The organism is Pseudomonas sp. NY15181 (assembly GCF_048068055.1).
In the GTDB taxonomy this organism is placed as follows: domain Bacteria; phylum Pseudomonadota; class Gammaproteobacteria; order Pseudomonadales; family Pseudomonadaceae; genus Pseudomonas.
This window is the reverse complement of record NZ_JBLUPT010000004.1, coordinates 369,641-390,258: the sequence shown is the minus strand read 5'-3', so window position 1 is coordinate 390,258 and position 20,618 is coordinate 369,641. Positions and strand designations below refer to the sequence as shown.

At 67.2% G+C, this 20,618-nt stretch carries 17 protein-coding genes; 9 read left to right on the top strand and 8 right to left on the bottom strand.

Features of this window, described 5'->3' with window-relative positions; all coding sequences use genetic code 11:
* A complete protein-coding gene (locus ACNFBT_RS13515) occupies nt 1–1,224 on the top strand; it encodes an O-antigen ligase family protein (RefSeq protein ID WP_416750064.1) in 1,224 nt (407 codons plus the stop codon).
* Here ACNFBT_RS13515 and ACNFBT_RS13510 read toward each other — a convergent pair.
* On the bottom strand, nt 1,208–1,858 hold the full coding sequence (locus ACNFBT_RS13510) for a lipopolysaccharide kinase InaA family protein (protein ID WP_416750062.1): 651 nt from the start codon (nt 1,856–1,858) through the stop codon (nt 1,208–1,210). The two genes, ACNFBT_RS13515 and ACNFBT_RS13510, sit on opposite strands and share 17 nt — an antisense overlap.
* A 99-nt stretch (nt 1,859–1,957) precedes the next feature.
* Between ACNFBT_RS13510 and msbA the strand changes: the two genes are divergently transcribed.
* The 6 genes from msbA (at nt 1,958) to ACNFBT_RS13480 (ending at nt 10,477) form a co-directional block, all read left to right on the top strand.
* On the top strand, nt 1,958–3,784 hold the full coding sequence (msbA, locus tag ACNFBT_RS13505; protein ID WP_416750060.1) for a lipid A export permease/ATP-binding protein MsbA: 1,827 nt from the start codon (nt 1,958–1,960) through the stop codon (nt 3,782–3,784).
* Between the two features lie 9 nt (nt 3,785–3,793).
* Nucleotides 3,794–4,690: a GNAT family N-acetyltransferase gene (locus tag ACNFBT_RS13500; protein WP_416750059.1), complete on the top strand. Its 897-nt coding sequence runs from the start codon at nt 3,794–3,796 to the stop codon at nt 4,688–4,690.
* 141 nt (nt 4,691–4,831) lie between these two features.
* Entirely contained in the window at nt 4,832–6,244 is a 1,413-nt protein-coding gene (locus tag ACNFBT_RS13495; protein WP_416750057.1) for a PIG-L deacetylase family protein, read from the top strand.
* A gap of 87 nt (nt 6,245–6,331) precedes the next feature.
* A complete protein-coding gene (gene hldE / locus ACNFBT_RS13490) occupies nt 6,332–7,756 on the top strand; it encodes a bifunctional D-glycero-beta-D-manno-heptose-7-phosphate kinase/D-glycero-beta-D-manno-heptose 1-phosphate adenylyltransferase HldE (RefSeq protein WP_416750055.1) in 1,425 nt (474 codons plus the stop codon).
* Between the two features lie 221 nt (nt 7,757–7,977).
* Nucleotides 7,978–9,261 carry an acyl-CoA dehydrogenase family protein gene (locus ACNFBT_RS13485; RefSeq protein ID WP_416750053.1) on the top strand — a complete coding sequence of 428 codons (1,284 nt, stop codon included), beginning with the start codon at nt 7,978–7,980 and terminating at the stop codon, nt 9,259–9,261.
* 10 nt (nt 9,262–9,271) lie between these two features.
* A complete protein-coding gene (locus ACNFBT_RS13480; protein ID WP_416750051.1) occupies nt 9,272–10,477 on the top strand; it encodes an acyl-CoA dehydrogenase family protein in 1,206 nt (401 codons plus the stop codon).
* Nucleotides 10,478–10,641: 164 nt separating this feature from the next.
* Here the strand turns inward: ACNFBT_RS13480 and ACNFBT_RS13475 are convergent, their stop codons facing one another.
* The 4 genes from ACNFBT_RS13475 to ACNFBT_RS13460 form a co-directional block, all read right to left on the bottom strand.
* Entirely contained in the window at nt 10,642–11,553 is a 912-nt protein-coding gene (locus ACNFBT_RS13475) for a metal ABC transporter ATPase (protein WP_416750049.1), read from the bottom strand.
* A 309-nt stretch (nt 11,554–11,862) separates the two neighbouring features.
* Entirely contained in the window at nt 11,863–12,666 is an 804-nt protein-coding gene (locus ACNFBT_RS13470) for an aldo/keto reductase (RefSeq protein WP_416750047.1), read from the bottom strand.
* Nucleotides 12,663–13,838, bottom strand: a complete 1,176-nt coding sequence (locus ACNFBT_RS13465; protein ID WP_416750046.1) for an NAD(P)/FAD-dependent oxidoreductase — start codon at nt 13,836–13,838, stop codon at nt 12,663–12,665. Before ACNFBT_RS13465 ends, ACNFBT_RS13470 begins: the two co-directional genes overlap by 4 nt.
* Before the next feature lie 251 nt (nt 13,839–14,089).
* Entirely contained in the window at nt 14,090–14,422 is a 333-nt protein-coding gene (locus ACNFBT_RS13460; RefSeq protein WP_416750044.1) for a DMT family transporter, read from the bottom strand.
* A 125-nt stretch (nt 14,423–14,547) separates the two neighbouring features.
* On the opposite strand from ACNFBT_RS13460, the gene ACNFBT_RS13455 reads away from it, so the two are divergent.
* Nucleotides 14,548–15,432, top strand: coding sequence for a LysR family transcriptional regulator (locus ACNFBT_RS13455; protein ID WP_416750042.1), 885 nt, complete (start codon nt 14,548–14,550; stop codon nt 15,430–15,432).
* A 333-nt stretch (nt 15,433–15,765) separates the two neighbouring features.
* Nucleotides 15,766–17,037 carry a lipid IV(A) 3-deoxy-D-manno-octulosonic acid transferase gene (gene waaA / locus ACNFBT_RS13450; RefSeq protein ID WP_416750040.1) on the top strand — a complete coding sequence of 424 codons (1,272 nt, stop codon included), beginning with the start codon at nt 15,766–15,768 and terminating at the stop codon, nt 17,035–17,037.
* A 297-nt stretch (nt 17,038–17,334) separates the two neighbouring features.
* On the opposite strand, the gene ACNFBT_RS13445 is transcribed toward waaA, so the two are convergent.
* The 3 genes from ACNFBT_RS13445 to ACNFBT_RS13435 form a co-directional block, all read right to left on the bottom strand.
* Nucleotides 17,335–17,928 (bottom strand): helix-turn-helix domain-containing protein, encoded by a 594-nt coding sequence (locus tag ACNFBT_RS13445; RefSeq protein WP_416750038.1) that lies wholly within the window; start codon nt 17,926–17,928, stop codon nt 17,335–17,337.
* Nucleotides 17,929–18,112: 184 nt separating this feature from the next.
* Nucleotides 18,113–20,062, bottom strand: coding sequence for an FAD-dependent oxidoreductase (locus tag ACNFBT_RS13440; protein WP_416750036.1), 1,950 nt, complete (start codon nt 20,060–20,062; stop codon nt 18,113–18,115).
* A gap of 39 nt (nt 20,063–20,101) precedes the next feature.
* Complete coding sequence (locus ACNFBT_RS13435) at nt 20,102–20,452, bottom strand: ethanolamine utilization protein EutQ (RefSeq protein WP_416750034.1); 351 nt, start codon at nt 20,450–20,452, stop codon at nt 20,102–20,104.
* Between the last annotated feature and the right edge of the window lie 166 nt (nt 20,453–20,618).

Here is a 20,618-nt window from a genome sequence, read left to right as displayed (position 1 = left end):
ATGAAGGATGTGATTGCGCACGCCTGGAGGGCCTGGTGTCCGCGGCTGACGCCGATGGGGGCAAGCCAGCGGCGGGGGAGCCGAATCGCCGAGGCGATGCTGGGAGTCGGGGTGCTCTGGAGCATCGGTGGCGTGATGCTGACGCCGACCATGAAGTTCTATTCTCAGATGGTCGTACTGTTCGTCTACCTGCCGTCGTTGTGGCTGTGCATTGCTCGCCGGCAGGAGCTCGGGCATCTGCTCAGGGCTCACAAGGAAATGTGGGTGCTTCTGGTGCTGTTCGGCTGGGCGGTCCTGTCTTTGTCCTGGGCGAAGGGCGACGACAATCCGCTGGGCTCTTTCAAGGAGGCGGCGCTGTTCATGCTGCTCATCCAGGGCTGGGTGCTCTGGGGGCGCGCGGATGAGCGTCGATTGCGACTGGCCATGCTCTCGTTGGCGCTGGTGATCGGCTTCTACAGCATTGCCGCGCTGATTCTGAAACCGGACTTTGGAGGTGGGCGCCTGAACGGATTCGGTGGCTTCCTCGATAACCCCAATTCGGCGGCTTATTCCATCGCCTTCGTCACAGTCATGTGCGTGCCGTTGCTGCCGCGCCGAGGCTGGCAGCAGTTGCCCTGGGCGATGCTGCTGGCCGTCTCGCTGATCTATGTGGCGCTGTGCGGGAGCCGGGGGGCACTTCTGGCCCTGATGGTCACCGCGATCTTCAGTCTGAGCCTGGTGCCCGGCCGGATTGCCAAACTGCTGCCCTTCCTGCTGTTGCTGGGGGGCGCGATCCTCTTCGTGGTCGAGCCAGGTCTACTGGCGCGCGGCGATGCCCAGCGCTTCGATCTGCTGCGCAATGCCTGGCCGCAGATCCAGGATCACCTCTGGACGGGGGTGGGGCTGGGGGCCGACTATTCGGTGTCCAGTGGCAAAAGCATCTACCGCAACGGGGCGCACAACTTCCTGGTGCATACTGCCCTCCAATTCGGTATCCCGGCGCTGCTGGCGTTCCTGCTGCTGTGGGGAATGATCGGCCTCCACGCCTGGCGTTGCCGGACGCGTGCACTGGGGCTGTCGGTGATGCTGCTCTGGGTATTCTCCAGCGTAGCCATGCAGTTCGACGTCTTCAGCCTATGGGAGCGCACGCGCGCCATGTGGCTGATGCCATGGGTGGTGATTCTGCTGGGGTTGTGCCTGGAGCGCTGGCCGCAGGTGCGGCCGGCGGTCATGGAGCCGAGCTGAGGATCTGCTGGAGCTCCGACAGGCTCCAGCGCACCTGGCTGCGCGCAAGGTAGGCCTTCGACAGGCTGTCGGTATTGCCCGCCAGCAGCCACTGGCGGTCGTTGGCGTAGCGCAGCATATGGGCGAAGTTGCGTTTGCGCTGCAGGCGAGAGAGTGCCCGGCGCTGCTTCTTCATGTCGGCGAGGTCGATCAGGCCCAGCGTGCCTTCGGGCGTCTTCACCACGTTACCCAGGTGCAGTGAGCGGAAGTACACGCCCTGGTCGTGCAGTTCGGCGATCAGCGTGCCCAGCTGTGCCGCCAGTTGCGTATCAGCCTCGCCAGCGGCGATGACCTGGCGCAGCGTGTCGCCCGGTAGCGGCCGGTAATGCACGGCATCGCGGGCGATATCGGTAATGCGGTAGACCGCGATGATCTCGGGGCAGGGCACCGCCAGGCGTTGCAGCGTTCGGGTGTTGTCGGCGAAGCGCTGGGCGTAGGGGTAGAACGCTGCCGAGGAAATCAGGCGCTTGCGCCGGAACAGCTTGAGGAAATTGCCGTCCGCCAGCCGCAGGACCTTGTCGCCATGCTTGTCGGCTTCCAGCACCTGGGCGCCGGCGCGCAGCGATTCGTAGGCGGGGAGGGCAAGGTCTTGCATAACGAGGTCCTGTTCAAGAGCCGGCTATAGTAGCCCAGCCGCCGGGCAAACGAGAGCGCTGTGTTATAATCGCCGCCCTTTTAAGCGTGCGATCTCTCCATGGCCGGTAACGAACCCCAGGCGCCTTCCAGCCTGAAGATCTACTTCCGACTGCTCTCCTATGTGCGCCCGTACGTGGGGATGTTCCTGCTCAGCATCGTCGGCTTCCTGATCTTCGCCGCCACCCAGCCGCTGCTGGCCGGCATCCTCAAGTATTTCGTCGACGGCCTGGCCCATCCGGACGCCAAGCTCTTCCCCAATGCGCCGGTGGCCTGGTTGCGTGACCTGCAACTGCTGTATGCGGTGCCGCTGCTGGTGGTGCTGATCGCGGTCTGGCAGGGTGTCGGCTCGTTCCTGGGCAACTATTTTATCGCCAAGGTCTCCCTGGGGCTGGTACATGACCTGCGCATCGCGCTGTTCAACAACCTGCTGACCCTGCCCAATCGCTATTTCGACAGCCACAACTCAGGGCACCTGATCTCGCGCATCACCTTCAACGTGACCATGGTGACTGGCGCCGCCACCGATGCCATCAAGGTGGTGATCCGCGAAGGCATGACCGTGGTCTTCCTGTTCCTCGCGTTGCTCTACATGAACTGGAAGCTGACCCTGGTGATGCTGGCCATCCTGCCGGTCATCGCGCTGATGGTGACCAGTGCCAGCCGCAAGTTCCGCAAGCAGAGCAAGAAGATCCAGGTGGCCATGGGCGACGTGACCCACGTGTCCTCCGAGACCATCCAGGGCTATCGCGTGGTCCGCAGCTTCGGCGGCGAGCCCTACGAGCGCGCGCGTTTCCATCACGTCAGCAGCGAGAACACCAGCAAGAACCTGCGCATGAACAAGACCTCGGCGATCTACACGCCGATGCTGCAGCTGGTGATCTACAGTGCCATGGCCGTGCTGCTGTACCTGGTGCTGCTGCTGCGCGGCGACGCTACCGTCGGCGACCTGGTGGCCTACATCTCCATGGCCGGCCTGCTGCCCAAGCCGATCCGCCAGCTCTCCGAAGTCAGCTCGACCATCCAGAAGGGCGTGGCCGGCGCCGAGAGCATCTTCGAGCAGCTCGACGAGAAGCCCGAAGTGGACCACGGCACCGTCGAGCGCGAGCGCGTGAACGGTCGCCTGGACGTGAAGAACCTCAGCTTCACCTACCCGGGAACCCAGAAGCAGGTGCTCAAGGACCTGAACTTCAGCGTCGAACCCGGCCAGATGGTGGCGCTGGTCGGCCGCTCCGGCAGCGGCAAGTCGACCCTGGCCAACCTGATTCCTCGCTTCTACGACCACAGCGATGGGCAGATCCTGCTCGATGGCGTGGACGTCGAAGACTACAAGCTGACCAACCTGCGCAAGCACATCTCGCTGGTGACCCAGCAGGTCAACCTGTTCAACGACAGCGTGCTGAACAACATCGCCTACGGCGACCTGGCCAGCAAGCCGCGCGAAGCGGTGGAGAAGGCCGCCGACGACGCCTTCGCCCGCGAATTCATCGACCGTCTGCCTGAAGGCTTCGAGACCGAGGTCGGCGAGAACGGCGTGATGCTCTCCGGCGGCCAGCGCCAGCGTCTGGCGATTGCCCGTGCGCTGCTCAAGGACGCCCCGGTGCTGATCCTCGACGAGGCCACCTCGGCGCTGGACACCGAGTCCGAGCGGCACATCCAGGCTGCCCTGGAGAAGGTGATGGAAGGCCGCACCACCCTGGTGATCGCCCACCGCCTGAGCACCATCGAGGCGGCGGACCTGATCCTGGTGATGGACCAGGGTCACATCGTCGAACGCGGCAGTCACGACCAGCTGATCGCGCAGAACGGCTACTACGCCCGTCTGCATGCGCGGCAGTTCGCCGACGAGCCGGTCGAGGCAGGTTCCAGCGCCGAGCAGTCGGTTTGACGTCCTGACATGCTGAACCGACTGCGCCTTTTCCGCGAACGCGGCTGGACGCCCATCGCGGCGGCCGACTATGCCGCCGCCTGGCAGACCTTCGGCGGCAGCGTCGCCACCCATCCCGACGTGGTCCAGCGCCTCGCGGGTCTTGCCGGTATCCCGGTGCGCTACCTCGGCTGGTTCGAGGGCGACGAACTGCGCGCCGCCGTGCCGACCTGGGGGCGCAACCTGGCGCTGTCCAAGGACGTGCTCAAGCGCGAGGGCAAGAAGGCCCTGTTCGACCTGGGCAATGCCGAAATCATCCTGCCCATCGCCGAAGGTGCTCGAATCGAGCTGCGGCACCGGGTTCGCTACCTCTCCGAGCTGAACCGCGAGCAGGTCAGCGATGCCCGCGAGCAGCCCGAACAACTGGCGATGAACCGTGCGCCGGCGGATTTCTCGAAGAAATTCCGCTACAACCAGCGCCGCGAACAGCGCCTGCTGGAAGAGGCGGGCGGCGTGCTGCAGCCCATGAGCGAGCTGAGCCCCGAGGAGCAGGCTCGCATCTATGCCGACCTGTTCCAGCGCCGCTGGGAGTTCGAGGTGCCGGGCAAGGCGCGGCTGGCGGAAGTCTTCAGCCTGATGCGCGAATTCATGCGCGGCTCCCTGGTGCGCCTGGACGGCGAGCCGGTGGCGATCCAGATTCTCTACCGGGTCGAAGCGCCGAAATGGGTCAGCGTGGAATACATCAACGGCGGCGTCGCCCCGGAGAATCGCGACTTCAGCCCCGGCAGCGTACTCAGTTTCGTCAACACGCAGGAGGCCTGGGCCGAGGCCGAGGCGTTGGGCAAGCCGCTGCGCTATTCCTTCGGCCGCGCCGACCGTGAATACAAGGACCGCTGGTGCCACCGCGTGCCAGTGTTCCAGATTTGATTTGCTGCGCGTCGGCCAGGCTGCGTTGGAATCACCCTCGGACTGCTCATTTACGCTTGTAAACTCCGCGTCCTCGGGTGATTCCGCCTTGCCTGGCTCTAGCTCGCTAAATCAATACGCATCTCTTGGGGAATATCATCGATGAGCGCCCGCAAGCAGCAACTGCTCAAACAGCACCGTCGCAAGAAGCGCGTGGTCCTGCTCATCGCCTTGCTGGCGCTGATCCTGCTCGGCATCTTCGCGCCCTGGTGGAGTGTGCCGCTGGCCGTGATCCTGGGCTGGGTCGCCCACGAAGCCTGGTTCGCCGACCACCTGTTCTACTCGCCGCGCGACGACTATCGCTATGACTTCCCGCAGGGCACTGTCGCCTTGGCGGTGTCCGTTGGCTCGCACGGCCTGCACCTTGCCGAAGGTGTGCTGCCGGCGGATGCCGAGACCCTGGTGCTGGAAGTCGAGGTCAAGGCTTCGCTGCTCGGCCGTTGGCTCGATCCCCAGGTGCTGGTCGAAGGTGTCGAAAGCGACCGCCAGGACTTCGAGCGCGGCGTCAGCGGCAGGCGCTACATCAATCTCTCCGGCCAGGGAGACGCCCTGCGCAACGGCCATCTGCGTATCCGCACGCGTTACTGCCGCCTGGAGCCGCAGGGCGTGCTGCACGCCTTCCATAACCCCGATTACGCCCGCCAGCGCCTGCTGATCGTCGCGCCCCATGCCGACGACGCCGAGCTCGCCGCCTTCGGTCAGTACCGCCGTTGCCCGGACGCCTGGATCGTCACCCTGACCCAGGGCGAGATCGAAGCCGAACACTACCGGCGCCTGGGGCTGGACAAGGCCGCCGCCGCTCGCCTGAAAGGTCGCCTGCGCACCTGGGACAGCATTGCCGCTCCGCTCTGGGGCGGGGTACCGGCTGAACGCTGCGTGCAACTGGGCTACTACTGCCTGCAACTGCCGGCGATGGCCGCCGAGCCGAGCCAGGCCTTCGGCTCGCGCGAGTCCGGCGAAAGCGACATTCGCAGCGCGCGCGGCTTCAACCCGCTGCCGTTGCCCGGCGACCGCGATGGTGCGCCAACCTGGCTGAATCTGGTGGCCGACCTGACGGCGCTGATCGAGCACGCCCGTCCGGAGGTGATCCTCACCGCCCATCCGGAGCTGGACCCCCACGCCGACCACGTCCAGGCCACTCGCGCCGTGCTGGAGGCCATCGGCCGCAGCAGCTGGAAGCCGCAGACCCTGCTGCTCTACGCCAATCACCTGCACGACAACGACCGCTGGCCCATGGGCCCGGCCGATGGCGGCATCGCCCTGCCACCTTGTATCGAGGCATTGCCGGCCGACCCGCTGTGGAGCCCGGTACTGGATGCGGAAGCCCGCGTCGACAAGGCCCAGGCCCTGGCCCTGCAGCACGACCTGCAGACCCCGCTCACCGGCAAGAAGCGCCTGCGCCGGCTGATCCAGCGTCTACTGGCCGGACGCCAATGGCCGGTCACCGGCGAGGATGAATTCTTCCGCAAGGCCGTACGCCGGCACGAGCTGTTCTGGGTGCGCAGACTCCCGTAGGTAGCGCGATGACCGCCCGGTGCCCGACGCAAGTCGCACCGGGCGGCTATGGTATTATCCGCGGCGATTTTGACCTGCGGAGTTCCCATGAAACTGACCATGCCCCGATTCGATCAGGCCCCCGTGCTGGTGGTTGGCGACGTTATGCTCGACCGCTACTGGCACGGTGCGACCTCGCGCATCTCGCCCGAGGCGCCGGTGCCCGTGGTGCGGGTCGAGCAGCATGAGGACCGCCCCGGTGGCGCCGCCAACGTCGCGCTGAACCTCGCCGCCCTCGGCGCCCCGGCCTTCCTGGTCGGCGTCACTGGCGTCGACGAAGCCGCCGACAGCCTGAGCGACAGCCTGCAGGCGGTGGGCGTGACCACCCGTTTCCAGCGCATCGCCGGCCAGCCGACCATCGTCAAGCTGCGGGTCATGAGTCGTCACCAGCAACTGCTGCGCGTGGACTTCGAGGAGGCCTTCCGCACCGACGCCGTGGCCCTCTCCACCGACGTCGAGGCGCTGCTGGACAAGGTCCGCGTGCTGGTGCTCTCCGATTACGGCAAGGGCGCGCTGAAGAACCACCAGCAGCTGATCCAGGCGGCCCGCCAGCGCGGCATTCCGGTGCTGGCCGACCCCAAGGGCAAGGACTTCGCCATCTACCGTGGCGCCAGCCTGATCACCCCGAACCTCTCCGAATTCGAAGCCATCGTCGGCCGCTGCGCCGACGAGGCCGAACTGGTCGCCAAGGGCCAGCAGCTGATGACCGAGCTGGAACTCGGCGCCCTGCTGGTGACCCGTGGCGAGCACGGCATGACCCTGCTGCGTCCCGGCCACAACGCCCTGCACCTGCCGGCCCGCGCCCGCGAAGTGTTCGACGTCACCGGCGCCGGCGACACCGTGATTTCCACCCTGGCGGGTGCTCTCGCTGCCGGTGAAGACCTGCCGCAAGCCGTTGCCCTGGCCAACCTGGCCGCCGGCATCGTGGTCGGCAAGCTCGGCACCGCCGCCATCAGCGCCCCGGAGCTGCGCCGCGCGGTCCAGCGCGAGCAGGGGTCCGAGCGTGGCGTACTGGGCCTCGAACAGCTGTTGCTGGCTATCGAGGACGCCCGCGCCCACGGTGAGAAGATAGTCTTCACCAACGGCTGCTTCGACATCCTCCATGCCGGCCACGTGACCTACCTGGAGCAGGCGCGCGCCCAGGGCGACCGCCTGATCGTCGCGGTCAATGACGACGGCTCGGTGACCCGCCTGAAAGGTCCGGGTCGCCCGATCAACAGCGTCGACCGGCGCATGGCCGTACTGGCCGGCCTCGGCGCGGTGGACTGGGTCGTCAGCTTCGCCGAAGACACCCCCGAGCGCCTGCTCAGCGAAGTCCGTCCGGACGTGCTGGTGAAGGGCGGCGATTACGGTGTCGACCAGGTCGTCGGCGCCGAGATCGTCAAGGCCTACGGCGGCGAAGTCCGCGTGCTGGGCCTGGTGGAAAACAGCTCCACCACCGCCATCGTCGAGAAGATCCGCCACCAGAGCTGATTTTTCTGTTCTTCGTAGGAGCGAGCTTGCTCGCGAACAACTCCCGCTGCCGGGGCCGGGTTCGCGAGCAAGCTCGCTCCTACAGACTCCCCTCATCGCTCGCATCCGCTCCTGCTCGTCACTGACCGCTCTGCCAGCGACCGACGGCAAAGCGGTCATGGTCCCCTCGCCATTTCCCGGCGCATGATCGATGGCATCCACCCTCCGCGGAGCGAGATGCCATGACCACCGATGTGCAGGGCCGCGCCCTGGCCGTGCTGAACCGCGTTGCCCAGGCCGACTGGCCGGATCGCCTGAAGCTGCGCAAACCCTTCGAGAAACTGCTCTACAGTGGCAGCCGCACGGGCTTCCGCATGGTCAGCGAGCGCGCCGCCAAGCAGGCCAAGACGCCGCGCAAGATCGATCCGGACGGGCTGTTCGACCTGTCCCTGTCCGACGAGCAGCAGATGCTGGTGGAGATGCTCGAAGGCTTCGCCGCCGAGGTGCTGCGCCCCGCCGCCCACGACGCGGACGCCGGGGCCAACCTCAGCCTGGAACTGCTGGCCCAGGCACAGGAGCTGGGCTTGACCCACTATGGCGTTGGCGAAGTGCAGGGTGGCATGGCCGGCGAGCGCACCGTGGTGACCAACGCGCTGATCGCCGAATCCCTTGCCCGTGGCGACCTGAGCCTGGCCGCCGCGCTGCTGGTACCGCTGTCGGCGGCCAATTGCATCCGCCGCTGGGCGTCGTCCGAACAGCAGGCACGCTGGCTTCCGGCCTTCGTTGCCGAGGAGGCGGCGCCGCTGATCGCCATCGCGGTGAGCGAGCCGCAGCTGCTGGCCGACCCGCAGCGACTGTCCACCAAGGCGCGCAAGCGCGGTTCGAGTTACACGCTGTCCGGTGAGAAGTGCCTGGTGCTGCGCGGCGTGGATGCGCAGAAAATGATCGTCGCCGCAGATGCAGGCGATGGCCCGGCGTTGTTCCTCGTCGACACCCGCGCCAAGGGCGTGGAGGTGCGCGCCGAGCCGGCCATGGGCCTGAAGGCCGCCGGCACCGCGCGGGTTCGCTTCAAGAGTGTGAAGGTGCCGGCCGGGCAGCGGCTGGCTGCGGAGCGCTTCGACTACCAGGCCTTCCTCGACTACAGCGCGCTGGCCTGGTGCGCGCTGGCCGTGGGCACCGGGCAGGCCGCGCTGGACTACGTCATCACCTACTGCAACGAGCGCGAGGCGTTCGGCGAGCCGATCAGTCATCGCCAGGGCGTGGCCTTCATGGTCGCGGACATCGCCATCGAGCTGGACGCCATGCGCCTGATGGTCTGGCGCGCCTGCGCACTGGCCGAGCGCGGCCAGGCGTTCCACCGCGAAGCCTATCTGGCGAAGCTGCTCTGCGCGGAGAAGGGGATGAAGATCGGCACCGACGCCGTGCAACTGCTCGGTGGCCATGGCTTCACCCAGGAACACCCGGCCGAACGCTGGTACCGCGACCTGCGCGCGGTCTCGCTGATCGCCGGCGGCCTGCATCTGTAAGGAGCTATCCATGTACCTCGAGACACCCAAGAAATTCCGCACCTTGCAGAACCAGGCCCGCCAGGTGGCGGAGAACTACCTGCGGCCGATCTCGCGCAAGTACGACAAGGCCGAGCACGCCTATCCCAAGGAGCTGGACCTGCTGGCCGCGCTGCTCGACGGCATGAACGCCGGCTCGCCGGACGCCGTCGGCGCCACCTCCGCCAGCAAGCGCAAGGCGGGCGCGGAGGAGGGCGTGAAGAATGGCGGCAACCTGTCCGCCTGCCTGGGCGTGATGGAAATGTGCTGGGGCGATACCGGTCTGCTGCTGGCCATGCCGCGCCAGGGCCTGGGCAACGCCGCCATCGCGGCGGTGGCCAACGAAGAACAGCTCAAGCGCTTCTCCGGCACCTGGGCGGCCATGGCCATCACCGAACCGGGCTGCGGCTCGGACTCGGCGGCGATCCGCACCACCGCCACCCGCGATGGCGACCACTACGTGCTCAACGGCGAGAAGATCTTCGTTACCTCAGGCGCCCGTGCCGACGCCGTGGTGGTCTGGGCGACCCTGGACAAGAGCCTGGGTCGCGCGGCGATCAAGTCCTTCGTGGTGGAGAAGGGCACGCCGGGCATGACCGTCACCCGTCTGGAGAAGAAGCTCGGCATCAAGGCGTCGGACACCGCGTCCATCAGCTTCAGCGACTGCCGCGTGCCGGCGGCCAACCTGCTGGGCAACGCCGAGATCGACGTACAGAAGGGTTTCGCCGGCGTGATGGAGACCTTCGACAACACCCGCCCGCTGGTGGCTGCCATGGCCATCGGTGTGGCCAGGGCGTCGCTGGACCGCACCCGCGAGCTGCTGAAGAAGGCCGGTTGCCGTTTCGATTACCGCCAGTCGCTGCTCACCGCCAGCCATGCCGAAGCCACGCTGTATCGCCTGGAAGCCGAATGGGAAGCGGCGCGCCTGCTGACCCTGAAGGCCGCGTGGATGGCCGACAACCGCCTGCCCAACTCCAAGGAAGCCTCCATCGCCAAGGCCAAGGCCGGGCGGGTGGCCAACGAGGTGACGCTGAAATGCGTGGAGTTGGCCGGGGCGCTGGGCTACGGGGAAGAGGAGCTGCTGGAGAAGTGGGCGCGGGACTCGAAGATTCTCGACATCTTCGAGGGTACTCAGCAGATCCAGCTGCTGATCGTGGCGCGGCGGTTGCTGGGCAAGAGTTCCAGTCAGTTGAAGTGATCACGCAGGAGCTGGGCGGACTGTAGGAGCGAGCTTGCTCGCGAACAACCTCCGCAGCGGGGATGGTTCGCGAGCAAGAACTAGGCGTTCCCCTCGCTCCTACAAGGTATGGTCACGCGTTGGAGCCTGCGTGTTATTCAATAGGGCTCTGGAGCGGTTGGCTCTCAGGCCGTGCGCCGCCCGCTGCCGGCATTGCCGGCGGCGGGCGGCCACTGCTCCATCCAGTCGCGGAAACGGATGCGCTCCTCGCGTACCAGCCAGCCGTCCTGGGGGGCGAAGCTTTCCGACAGCCACAAACCGCGGGTGCCGGCCTTGCACAGTTCGCCCTTGCTCAGGGTGTAGAGCTCGCCGGTAGGCTGGCCGTGCTCCAGCGGCAGCAGGTAGAGGTCCGGGCGCCGACGGTCCAGGCGAGCCACCAGCGGGCCGCTTTCGAGTTTTTCGTCGACGTGGAACAGGCTGACGTCGCGGGCGTCCTGGGGCAGCTCCATGCGCAGGTCATAGACCAGCTGCAGCGAGGCGGTCGGCAGGTGCACATAGGCCTGCGGGCGCTCCAGCAGACGCAGCGCGCCGGCCTGCACCGGGCGCGAGGCGCCGGACAGCGGGGTCAGGGTGAAATGGCTGCTTTCGCGGTAGCGCAGGGTGCCCTCATAGGGCGTCGGCAGCCAGGTGTCGCCGAAGCGCCCACCGAGCCAGCCGTCGGCGGTTTCCACCAGGCATTCCTCGGCCACCTCCTGGATCGCGGTGAGCAACGGCAGGTTCAGTTCGTGGGCCGGCACGTAGCCGGAAATCAGCTTGAGCACGGTGTCGCCACGGTCCAGGCGGCGCTGGCGCACCAGGATCCAGTGGTCGCGGCCCTGGAAGTTCAGGGTCAGGCGTACCGAGACGCCGAGGTTGGCGAGCTCGGTGACGAAGTGTTCGTTGTCGCCGATCTGGATGGGGCGGCGGCGTTCCAGTACCTGGGCGAAGTTCAGGGGCTTGCCGAGGGTCTGGTAGGTGAGGCTGTCCGTGCCGGCTTCCACCAGCAGGGGCAGGGTCTTGAAGGCGGTCGGGTCCTTGCGGGCGAGCGTACGGGGCATGTGGGCTCCTTCTCGTACAGGGCGCCGGGTTGCGTCGGGCGTGCCTGGCAGGGCTGCGCCGACAGCAACACTGACCGTCTGCGGGGACGGTCCGGCCGATCGATTTCGGGGGTCGCTATAGTCCAGACAGCCTGACACCGATCCTGGCGCCATCGAAAATCCAGAGGATTTCCGAGATTTTCCCTGAAAGGCTGGGTGATTCCGAGGTTATTGCGCGGGGATCACTGGATGACGACAGTTTCTGTGTCCGCGGTTTTTGCCGGGGAATCTGAGCATGGCACAGGAATAGGTAATCCACATGACCGCCGATCAGTGGTCGAGGACCTCGGCGGCGATGTTCACGTTGTGAGCGAGGTGCAGCGGATTGATGGTGCCGACGATGGCGCCGGCCACGCCCGGATGCCCCAGCACCAGCTCGAAGCTGGCGCGTACCGGATCGACGCCGGGGGCGAGGGCGGCATGGCCGCTGGCCAGGGCCTTCTTGATCAGGATGCCGCGGCCGTGGGCCTGGGCATGGTCGATCACGGCCTTTTCCGCCTGCTCCTTGAGGTTGTAGGTGACCATTGCACAGTCGCCACGCTCCAGGGCCAGCATGCCGCCGGCGACGGTCTTGCCGGAGAAGCCGAAGCCACGGATCAGGCCTTCTTCCTTGAGACGCTCCAGGGTCGCGTAGACCTCGGTGCCCTGCAGGATGTCCAGGTCGTTTCCGTCCGAGTGCACTAGCACCAGGTCGATGTAGTCGGTCTCCAGGCGCCGGAGGCTGCGCTCCACTGAGCGGCGGGTGTGGGCGGCGCTGAAGTCGAAGCGCGACTGGCCGTCGACGAACTCCTCGCCGGTCTTGCTGACGATCACCCACGCATCGCGCTGGCCGCGCAGCAACGGGCCGAGGCGTTCCTCGCTGCGGCCATAGGCCGGGGCGGTGTCGATCAGGTTGATGCCCAGCTCGCGGGCCAGCGCGATCAGGTCGGCGGCCTCGCGGTCATCGGGGATGCGGAAGCCTTCAGGGTATTTCACGCCCTGGTCGCGGCCCAGCTTTACGGTGCCCAGGCCCAGCGGCGAGACGGAGAGACCGGTGCTGCCCAGCGGGCGGTGCAGGTGATGCAGGGTCTTCATCCGAGCAGTTCCTCCCAGACCGGACGGGCCATGGCCGGGCGCGGCAGCTCGGGCAGCGCAGGGCTCGCTTGCGGGCGGATGCCGCTTTTTTCCAGGGATTCGAGCGCGCGATCGGCGAAGTTCGGCGCAAGGGCCAGCTTGGTCGGCCAGCCGACCAGCAGCGCGCCGTCTTCGGCGAGGAAGGCGCTGTCCGGGCGCAGCAGGTTGTTCTGCGCGGGCTCGGCGCGGTCCACGCGCAGGGTGGCCCAGCGTGCGGCGGAGAGGTCGATCCAGGGCACCAGCTTGTGCAGTTCGTGCTGCGCCTCGGCGATCTGCTCGGCCTCGTTGCGGGCCACGCCGGCGGCTTCGGCGATGTCTCCGCCCAGGTACCAGACCCAGTCGCCATTGCTCAGCGGATGGGTGGTGACGGTGACGCGCGGCTTGGGGCCGCCGCCCACGCAATGGGCGTACAGGGGTTTGAGGGTCGGCGCGGTGACCAGCACCATGTGCAGCGGACGGCGCTGCATTTCGGGGCGTTCCACGCCCAGCTCACGGAGCAAGGCTTCGTTGCCGGCGCCGGCGCTGAGCACCACGCGCTGGGCGCGGATCTCGCGGCCATCGACACGCAGGCCCGCCAGGTTGTCGCCCTCGCGCAGCGGCTCGATGCGCTCGCCGGCCAGCAGGCTGTTGCCGGCCAGTTCGGCGAGGCGGGCGATCAGGCTGGGCACGTCGAGCACCAGTTCGGTAAGGCGGTAGGCCTTGCCCTTGAAGGCCTTGTCCTGCAGCGCGGGGGGCAGGTCGGCGCCTTTCACCTGGGCGACGCGGCTGCGCACCGCCTTGCTGGCGAAGAAGCTGGTGAGGTTGCCGGCCAGGCCGCCGGGCGACCACAGGTAATGGGCGTCGGAAAGCACGCGTACGCCGCGCAGGTCCAGCTCGCCGGTGCCGGCCAGGCAGTCGCGCCACAGCGCCGGCATGTCGGCGATGGCTTCCGAGGCGCCGGTCAGTGCGCCGTGCAGGGCGTACTTGGTGCCGCCATGGATGATCCCCTGTGAGCGCATGCTCTGCACGCCGCCCAGCGCGGTGTTCTCTACCAGCACGGTGGAGAAGCCGGCGCGCCGCAGGCGGGCATTGAGCCAGAGACCGGCGATGCCGCCGCCGACGATGAGGATGTCGGTGCTCAGGGATTCGGACATGAAAGCGCCTCGAGGGGAAAACGAAGCGCGCAGTATAACCCTTGGAGGTAGCGACTCGCCGCAAGCTACGGAGCCGCCGCCTCCCTCACCCCAGCCCTCTCCCAGAGGGAGAGGGGGCAGTCAGTGCAGGCTGACGCCGAGGTTTCATCCTGGACCGAACGGTTCCCTCTCCCGTTTGAGGAGCGGCGCGCGCAGCCAGGGCCAGGGTGAGGGGCTTTTGAGGGCGCTGACGGTCAGCCAGTCAAACCTGCTCAGTGGCCGGCGTTGCCGGAGAACAGCTGGATCACCACGACGCCGCTGACGATCAGGCCCATGCCCAGCAGCGCCGGGGTGTCGAGCTTCTGCTGGTAGAGCACCAGCGCGGCGATGCTGACCAGCACGATGCCCAGACCGGCCCAGATGGCGTAGGCGATGCCCACCGGGATGCTGCGCACCACGATCGTCAGCATCCAGAAGGAGATGGCGTAGCCGACGATCACCAGTACCAGTGGCAGAGGCGTGGACAGGCCCTTCACCGACTTCAGCGAGGCGGTGGCGATGACTTCGGCGACGATGGCGATGGCGAGGTAGAGATAGCCGGGCATGACAGGTCCTCCCCGGAAGCGACGCGCCGCCTTTTGCGGCGCGTGGGTTGCGTTCGGTCTGGTGGGCATTCTAGTCATCTGGATGATGGGATAAAGTCATTACCTATCTTTATGGGAGATAGGTCATGCAGTGGAACCTGGACCAGTTGCGACTCTTCGTCAGCGTCGCCGATCAATCCTCCTTCTCGGCGGCGGCGCGCCAGCTCAAGCGCGTGCAATCGGCGGTGAGTTCCTCCATCGCGCTGCTGGAGAGCGACCTGGGCGTGACCCTGTTCGACCGCAGCAGCGGCCGCCAGCCGGTGCTGACCGCCGAGGGCCGGGCGCTGCTGGATGAGGCGCGGGAAGTACTGCGCCAGTGCGAGCGCCTGGAAAGCCGCGCGTTGGCGCTGGTGCGCGGCGCGGAGCCGCTGCTGCGGTTGGCCCAGGACGAGGCCATGCCGTACCAGCCGGTGCTCTCCGGGCTGCAGGCGCTGGCGCAGGAGTTCCCCACTGTGGAAGTGCAGCTGTCCAGCAGTGCCCAGGGCGATGTGGCGCGCAAGCTGCTGGAGCGGCGCGCGGACCTTGGCCTGTTGTTCCACCACGAGGACATGCCGGAGCAGCTGGAGCGGCAGCGTCTGGGCACCATCGAGATGGTCACCGTCTGCGGCGCCGGGCACGAGCTGGCGAAGCTGGATTACGCCGACCGCCGCGAGCTGGCGCGGCATCGCCAGCTGCTGATGGCGCCGCAGGACAGCCATTACCCCGGCGGCGAGCAGATCAGCCCGCTGGTGTGGCGCGCCGACAGCTTCTACGCCATGGCCGAACTGCTGATGCGCGACCTCGGCTGGGCCTGGTTGCCGACCCACGTGGCGCAGTACCCGGCGTACCAACCGCTGCTGGTGGAGCTGGCCAGCGACTGGACGCCGCCGCCGCTGGTGGTGGAGCTGGTCTGGCGCCGCGACGAGCCACTGGGGCCTGCGGCGAACTGGTTGGGCGAGTGCTTTGCGGAGCACCTCGCTTCGCCCGTATGACGAGCTTTTCGTAGGAGCAACTGTCTTCTTCTGGATAATCCGTGCCTGCGCTCCCCCTCACCCCAGCCCTCTCCCCAAGGAGAGGGAGCCGTCCGTGCCGGCTGACACCTCGGTTTGATCCCGCGCCGAACGGTCCCCTCTCCCCCTGGGAGAGGGTTAGGGTGAGGGCCGCCCCGAGTGCAGATGTATCTCGTAGGAGCGGACTCCGTCCGCGATGATTCCCGCGCGCGATGATCAATCGCGGACGGAGTCCGCTCCTACAAAATCAAAAGCCGCTTCCATGGGGGCGCCTGTGCAGCGGCAGGCCGCTGGAATTTGCTACTCTCCGCCGCCATGAACCGGACCCTCTATACCCTGCTGTTCCACCTGGGCCTGCCGCTGGTCGTGCTGCGCCTGTTCCTGCGTTCGCGCAAGGCGCCGGCCTATGCCCAGCGCGTCGGCGAGCGCTTCGCCCTCGGCCTGCCGGCGCTCAAGCCCGGCGGCATCTGGGTGCACGCGGTGTCGGTGGGCGAGAGCATCGCTGCCGCGCCGATGATCCGCGCGCTGATGCAGCGCCATCCCGATCTGCCGATCACTGTCACCTGCATGACCCCCACCGGCTCCGAGCGCATCCGCGCGATGTTCGGCGACCAGGTGCAGCACTGCTATCTGCCGTACGACCTGCCCTGGGCGGCGGCGCGCTTCCTTGACCGTGCGCGGCCGGTGTTGGGCGTGATCATGGAAACCGAGCTGTGGCCGAACCACATCCACCAGTGCGCCAAGCGCGGCATTCCGGTGGCGCTGGCCAATGCGCGGCTGTCCGAGCGCTCGGCGCGGGGCTATGCGCGCTTCGGCGGGCTGACCCGGCCAATGCTGGAAGAGATGAGCTGGATCGCCGTGCAGACCGAGGCCGAGGCCGAGCGCTTCCGCCAGTTGGGTGCGCGCCCGGACTGCGTGAGCGTGACCGGCTCGATCAAGTTCGACCTGACCATCGATCCCGAGTTGCTGGCTCGCGCCAATGCGCTGCGCGGCCAGTGGCAGGCGCAGCAGCGCCCGGTGTGGATTGCCGCCAGCACCCATGCCGGCGAGGACGAGATTGCCCTGGCCGCCTATCGCCAATTGCTGGAGAAGCACCCGGACGCGCTGCTGATCCTGGTGCCGCGCCACCCGGAGCGCTTCAACCCGACGTTCGAGCTGTGCCGGCGCGAAGGCTTCAGCACCCAGCGGCGTTCCACGGGGGAGCTGATCGCCGCCGAAACCCAGGTGCTGCTCGGCGACACCATGGGCGAGCTGCTGTTCCTCTATGCTCTGGCCGACGTCGCCTTCGTCGGCGGCAGCCTGGTGCCCAACGGCGGACACAACCTGCTGGAGCCGGCGGCGCTGGGCAAGCCGGTGCTGTCCGGGCCGCACCTGTTCAACTTCCTGGAGATCGCCGCGCAATTGCGTGAGGTCGGTGCGCTGCGTGAAGTGGCGGATGCGCCTTCGCTGGCGGTGGCGGTGGCCGCCCTGTGGGATGAACCGACGAGCGCCCAGCGCATGGCCGAGGCCGGGCTGGGCGTGATGAAAGCTAACCAGGGCGCGCTGGAGCGGCTGCTCGATGGGCTGGGGCGACTGATCAAGGGCTGATCGGCCTCCAGCGCGAGGGATCTCCCTCACCCTCACCCTAACCCTGGCTGCGCGCCCCGCTCCTGAGGGAGAGGGGACCGTTCGGTGTGAGGCGTGCCACCGAGTCAGCTGGATACTGCGCCTTTCAAGAAGCTACAGGCGGGTGGCGATGCCAAGCCCACGCGCCGATCTGCCAGGGGCAATCCCTTGTAGGAGCGAGCTTGCTCGCGAACCTGCCTGGCACCGATGCCGTTGAAAGAGCGTTCGCGAGCAAGGACTGGGCGTCCCCCTCGGTCCTACGAAGATCCTTGGCGCGCCTCAGAACGTCGGCGGCGTAATCACCCAGAGCACCACCGCATCCACATCCCCCGGATTGCCATAACGGTGCGGCTCCTGGCTGGAATAGCTGAAGCTGTCGCCTTCGTTGAGCAGGAAATGGCGCTCGCCCACCCAGAGTTCGAAGCTGCCGCTGAGCAGGTAGCCGGCCTCCTCGCCGTCGTGGCTGTAGCTCTGCTGGCTGTAGGCGCCCGGGGGGAAGCGCGAGTGGAGGATTTCCAGCTGGCGGCTGGGCTGCGGGCTGAGCAGTTCGTCGACGATGCCGTCTTCGTAATGCACGCTGGTACGCGCGTTGCGCCGCACTACGTAGCCTGCGTCGGCCGGATCGACCTGCACTTCGCTGGCGAAGAACCACTGGATGGTCACGCCCAGGCTGCGGGCGATGTTGAACAGCGCCGGGATCGACGGGTAGGCCAGGTTGCGTTCCAGCTGGCTGATGTAGCCGGCGGTCAGCCCGCTCTGCTCGGCCAGCTCCGCCAGGGTCATGCCGAGCCGTTTGCGCAGGCCGCGGATGCGGGTGCCGAGGAACTGCGCTTCGGCGTTGGCGGGTGCTTCCTGCGGGGCTTTCGGGCTCATGCGGAGAGGGTCCTGGCGGGTTTCGTCGTGGGGCATTCTAAACAATGCGTCGCGCCTGTGGACCTGCTAGTCGGATCGTAGGATGGGTAGAGCAGCGCGAAACCCATCGTGCCCAGCACAGTTCATTCAGATTTCGCGCGAGACAGCATGGGTTTCGCTGCGCTCTACCCATCCTACGGGAAGATCAGATCGCCCAGCCCACCTTCAACCCTTCATAGATCGCTTCTTCCGCCGTACGCGGCGCCAGGCAGTCGCCGATGCGGCGGACGTCCGCGAGGTCGGCGATCTCGTCGGCCAGCTCGTCCACCGGCTGGTGGCCCTGGCAGAGCACCAGGGTGTCGATGTTCTCCACCAGCATCGGCTCGCCGCTGGCGCTGTGCTGCAGGTAGACGGTGCTGTCGTCGACGCCGTACAGGCGGGCGTAGGTCGTGACGTTGATGCCCAGGCGGTGCAGCTCGCCGGCCAGATGGTCGCGCACGTAGAGCGGCAGGTTTTCGCCGACGTGGGTGCCGTTCACCGCCAGCTGTACCTGGTGGCCATCGTGCACCAGGCGCTCGGCGATGCCGGGGGCGATCCAGTCGGCGCGCCAGTCGGTGACCAGCACCGAGCGGCCGATCTTCACTTCACCGCGCAGCACTTGCCAGGCGTCCACCACCTGCAGGTTGCCGGCTTCCTCGTAGGGCGGCCGGTAGGGTTTGGCGCCGGTGGCGACGATCACCACGTCGGGGCGCTCCTGCTCGACCAGGGCGCGGTCGACACGGGTGTTGCGGCGGACTTCGACGCCGGCCAGCTGCATCTCGCGCTGCAGGTTGGTGGAGGCGCCGCCGAATTCGGCGCGGCGCGGCAGCAGCTGGGCGAGGTTGACCTGTCCGCCGAGTTGCCCGCTGGCCTCGCAGAGGGTCACCTCATGGCCGCGCTGGGCCGCGACGGCGGCGGCCTTCATGCCGGCCGGCCCGCCGCCGACCACCAGCACGCGCTTGCGCTGGGCGGCCGGCTTGCGCTCGGCGTAGATCAGTTCGCGCCCGGTTTCCGGGTGCTGGATGCAGGAGATCGGGTAGCCGCGGTGGAAGTGACCGATGCACGCCTGGTTGCAGGCGATGCAGGCGCGCACATCCTCGACGTGGCCGCTTTCGGTCTTGCTCGGCATCTGCGGGTCGCAGATCAGTGCGCGGGTCATGCCGCACACGTCGGCCTGGCCGCGGGCGACGATCAGCTCGGCTTCCTGCGGCTGGTTGATGCGCCCGGTGACGAACAGCGGAATCTCCAGGCTTCGCCTGAAGGTGCCGGCCTCGTTGGCCAGGTAGGCCGCTTCGATGGCCATCGGCGGCACGATATGGATGGCGCCGCCCAGCGACGCCGAGGTACCGGCGACGATATGCACGTAGTCCAGCTCGTTCTGCAGGGACTTCACCGCCTGCAGCGATTCGTCCTCGGTCAGGCCTTCCGGATCGCGCTCGTCGGCGGAGATGCGCAGGCCGATGATGAAGTTCTCGTCGGTGGCCGCGCGCACCGCGGCGATCACTTCGCGGGTGAAGCGCAGGCGCGCGTCGAGGTCGCCGTTGTAGCCGTCGCTGCGGCGGTTCACCCGCGGGTTGAGGAATTGCGCCGGCAGGTAGCCGTGGCTGGCCACCACTTCCACGCCGTCGATGCCCGCGGCGTGCAGGCGGCGCGCGGCGGCGGCATAGCCCTCGATGATCTCGTCGATCATCGCCTGGCTCAGTTCGCGGGGCATCACGCGGAAGCGCTCGTTCGGCGAGGCGGAGGCGGAGTAGGCGACGGCCAGCAGGCCGTCGCTGGACTCCATGATCTCGCGGCCCGGGTGGAACACCTGGGACAGCACCACGGTGCCCTCGGCGTGGCACGCCTCGGCGATGCGCCGGTAGCCGGGGATGCAGGCGTCGTCGGTGGCCATCAGCACGTGGGAGGTGTAGCGCGCGCTGTCATGCACGCCGGCGACCTGCAGCACGATCAGGCCGACGCCGCCCTTGGCGCGCGCGGTGTGGTAAGCCACCAGTTGGTCGTTGACCAGGTTGTCGGTGGGCATCGAGGTGTCGTGCCCGGTGGACATGATGCGGTTCTTCAGCGTCTTGCCGCGAATCTGCAGCGGGCTGAACAGGTGGGGAAACTGGCTCATCGGGCAACTCCGGATTCTTGTTGTTGTGTGGTCGGCGGATCAGGCGTTGCGCGCCTGCCAATCCACGGGATAAAGGGCGTAGAAGACAGTGGCCTTTTCGCCTTCGTAGGCCAGCGGGGTGCGTTCGGGAACCCAGATCACGTCGCCCGGCGCGGCCTCGATCACGCGGTCGGCCAGGCGCAGGCGGAAGTGGCCGTCCAGCACCACGATCAGTTCGTCGTAGAGCACCGTCCACTCGATGGAGACGCCATCGAAGCGCGCCAGGCCGGCACCCATGGTCTGGCTGTCGGTCGGGCCGATCAGGCGGCAGATGGCGGCGCGGTCGACCGGTTCGCCGGCGTAGGACTGGAACTGCAGGGCGGACTGTTGGAAGTGGCGGACCTCGGACACGGGGGTTCTCCTGAAGTCGGGATGGGGCATCTAAGCTGGGTCTATGGAAATTTACCGCCAGTAAAAAATCAACTTGTTTTTTTTAAAATTGACTGGGTAGTTTCATCTCCGGCCCGGTTCTTCGGGCTCAACCGCGACGTGCTCCACAACAACTACAAGAGGAGAG

Bases quoted from the DNA above. Each gene is read 5' to 3' on its own strand.
- ACNFBT_RS13495 (WP_416750057.1), top strand. From the start codon at position 4,832: ATGAGCGCCCGCAAGCAGCAACTGCTCAAACAGCACCGTCGCAAGAAG.
- ACNFBT_RS13500 (WP_416750059.1), top strand. From the start codon at position 3,794: ATGCTGAACCGACTGCGCCTTTTCCGCGAACGCGGCTGGACGCCCATC.
- ACNFBT_RS13480 (WP_416750051.1), top strand. From the start codon at position 9,272: ATGTACCTCGAGACACCCAAGAAATTCCGCACCTTGCAGAACCAGGCC.
- ACNFBT_RS13445 (WP_416750038.1), bottom strand. From the start codon at position 17,928: ATGAGCCCGAAAGCCCCGCAGGAAGCACCCGCCAACGCCGAAGCGCAG.
- ACNFBT_RS13485 (WP_416750053.1), top strand. From the start codon at position 7,978: ATGACCACCGATGTGCAGGGCCGCGCCCTGGCCGTGCTGAACCGCGTT.
- ACNFBT_RS13475 (WP_416750049.1), bottom strand. From the start codon at position 11,553: ATGCCCCGTACGCTCGCCCGCAAGGACCCGACCGCCTTCAAGACCCTG.
- ACNFBT_RS13470 (WP_416750047.1), bottom strand. From the start codon at position 12,666: ATGAAGACCCTGCATCACCTGCACCGCCCGCTGGGCAGCACCGGTCTC.
- ACNFBT_RS13510 (WP_416750062.1), bottom strand. From the start codon at position 1,858: ATGCAAGACCTTGCCCTCCCCGCCTACGAATCGCTGCGCGCCGGCGCC.
- waaA (WP_416750040.1), top strand. From the start codon at position 15,766: ATGAACCGGACCCTCTATACCCTGCTGTTCCACCTGGGCCTGCCGCTG.
- ACNFBT_RS13455 (WP_416750042.1), top strand. From the start codon at position 14,548: ATGCAGTGGAACCTGGACCAGTTGCGACTCTTCGTCAGCGTCGCCGAT.
- ACNFBT_RS13440 (WP_416750036.1), bottom strand. From the start codon at position 20,062: ATGAGCCAGTTTCCCCACCTGTTCAGCCCGCTGCAGATTCGCGGCAAG.
- hldE (WP_416750055.1), top strand. From the start codon at position 6,332: ATGAAACTGACCATGCCCCGATTCGATCAGGCCCCCGTGCTGGTGGTT.
- ACNFBT_RS13515 (WP_416750064.1), top strand. From the start codon at position 1: ATGAAGGATGTGATTGCGCACGCCTGGAGGGCCTGGTGTCCGCGGCTG.
- msbA (WP_416750060.1), top strand. From the start codon at position 1,958: ATGGCCGGTAACGAACCCCAGGCGCCTTCCAGCCTGAAGATCTACTTC.
- ACNFBT_RS13465 (WP_416750046.1), bottom strand. From the start codon at position 13,838: ATGTCCGAATCCCTGAGCACCGACATCCTCATCGTCGGCGGCGGCATC.
- ACNFBT_RS13460 (WP_416750044.1), bottom strand. From the start codon at position 14,422: ATGCCCGGCTATCTCTACCTCGCCATCGCCATCGTCGCCGAAGTCATC.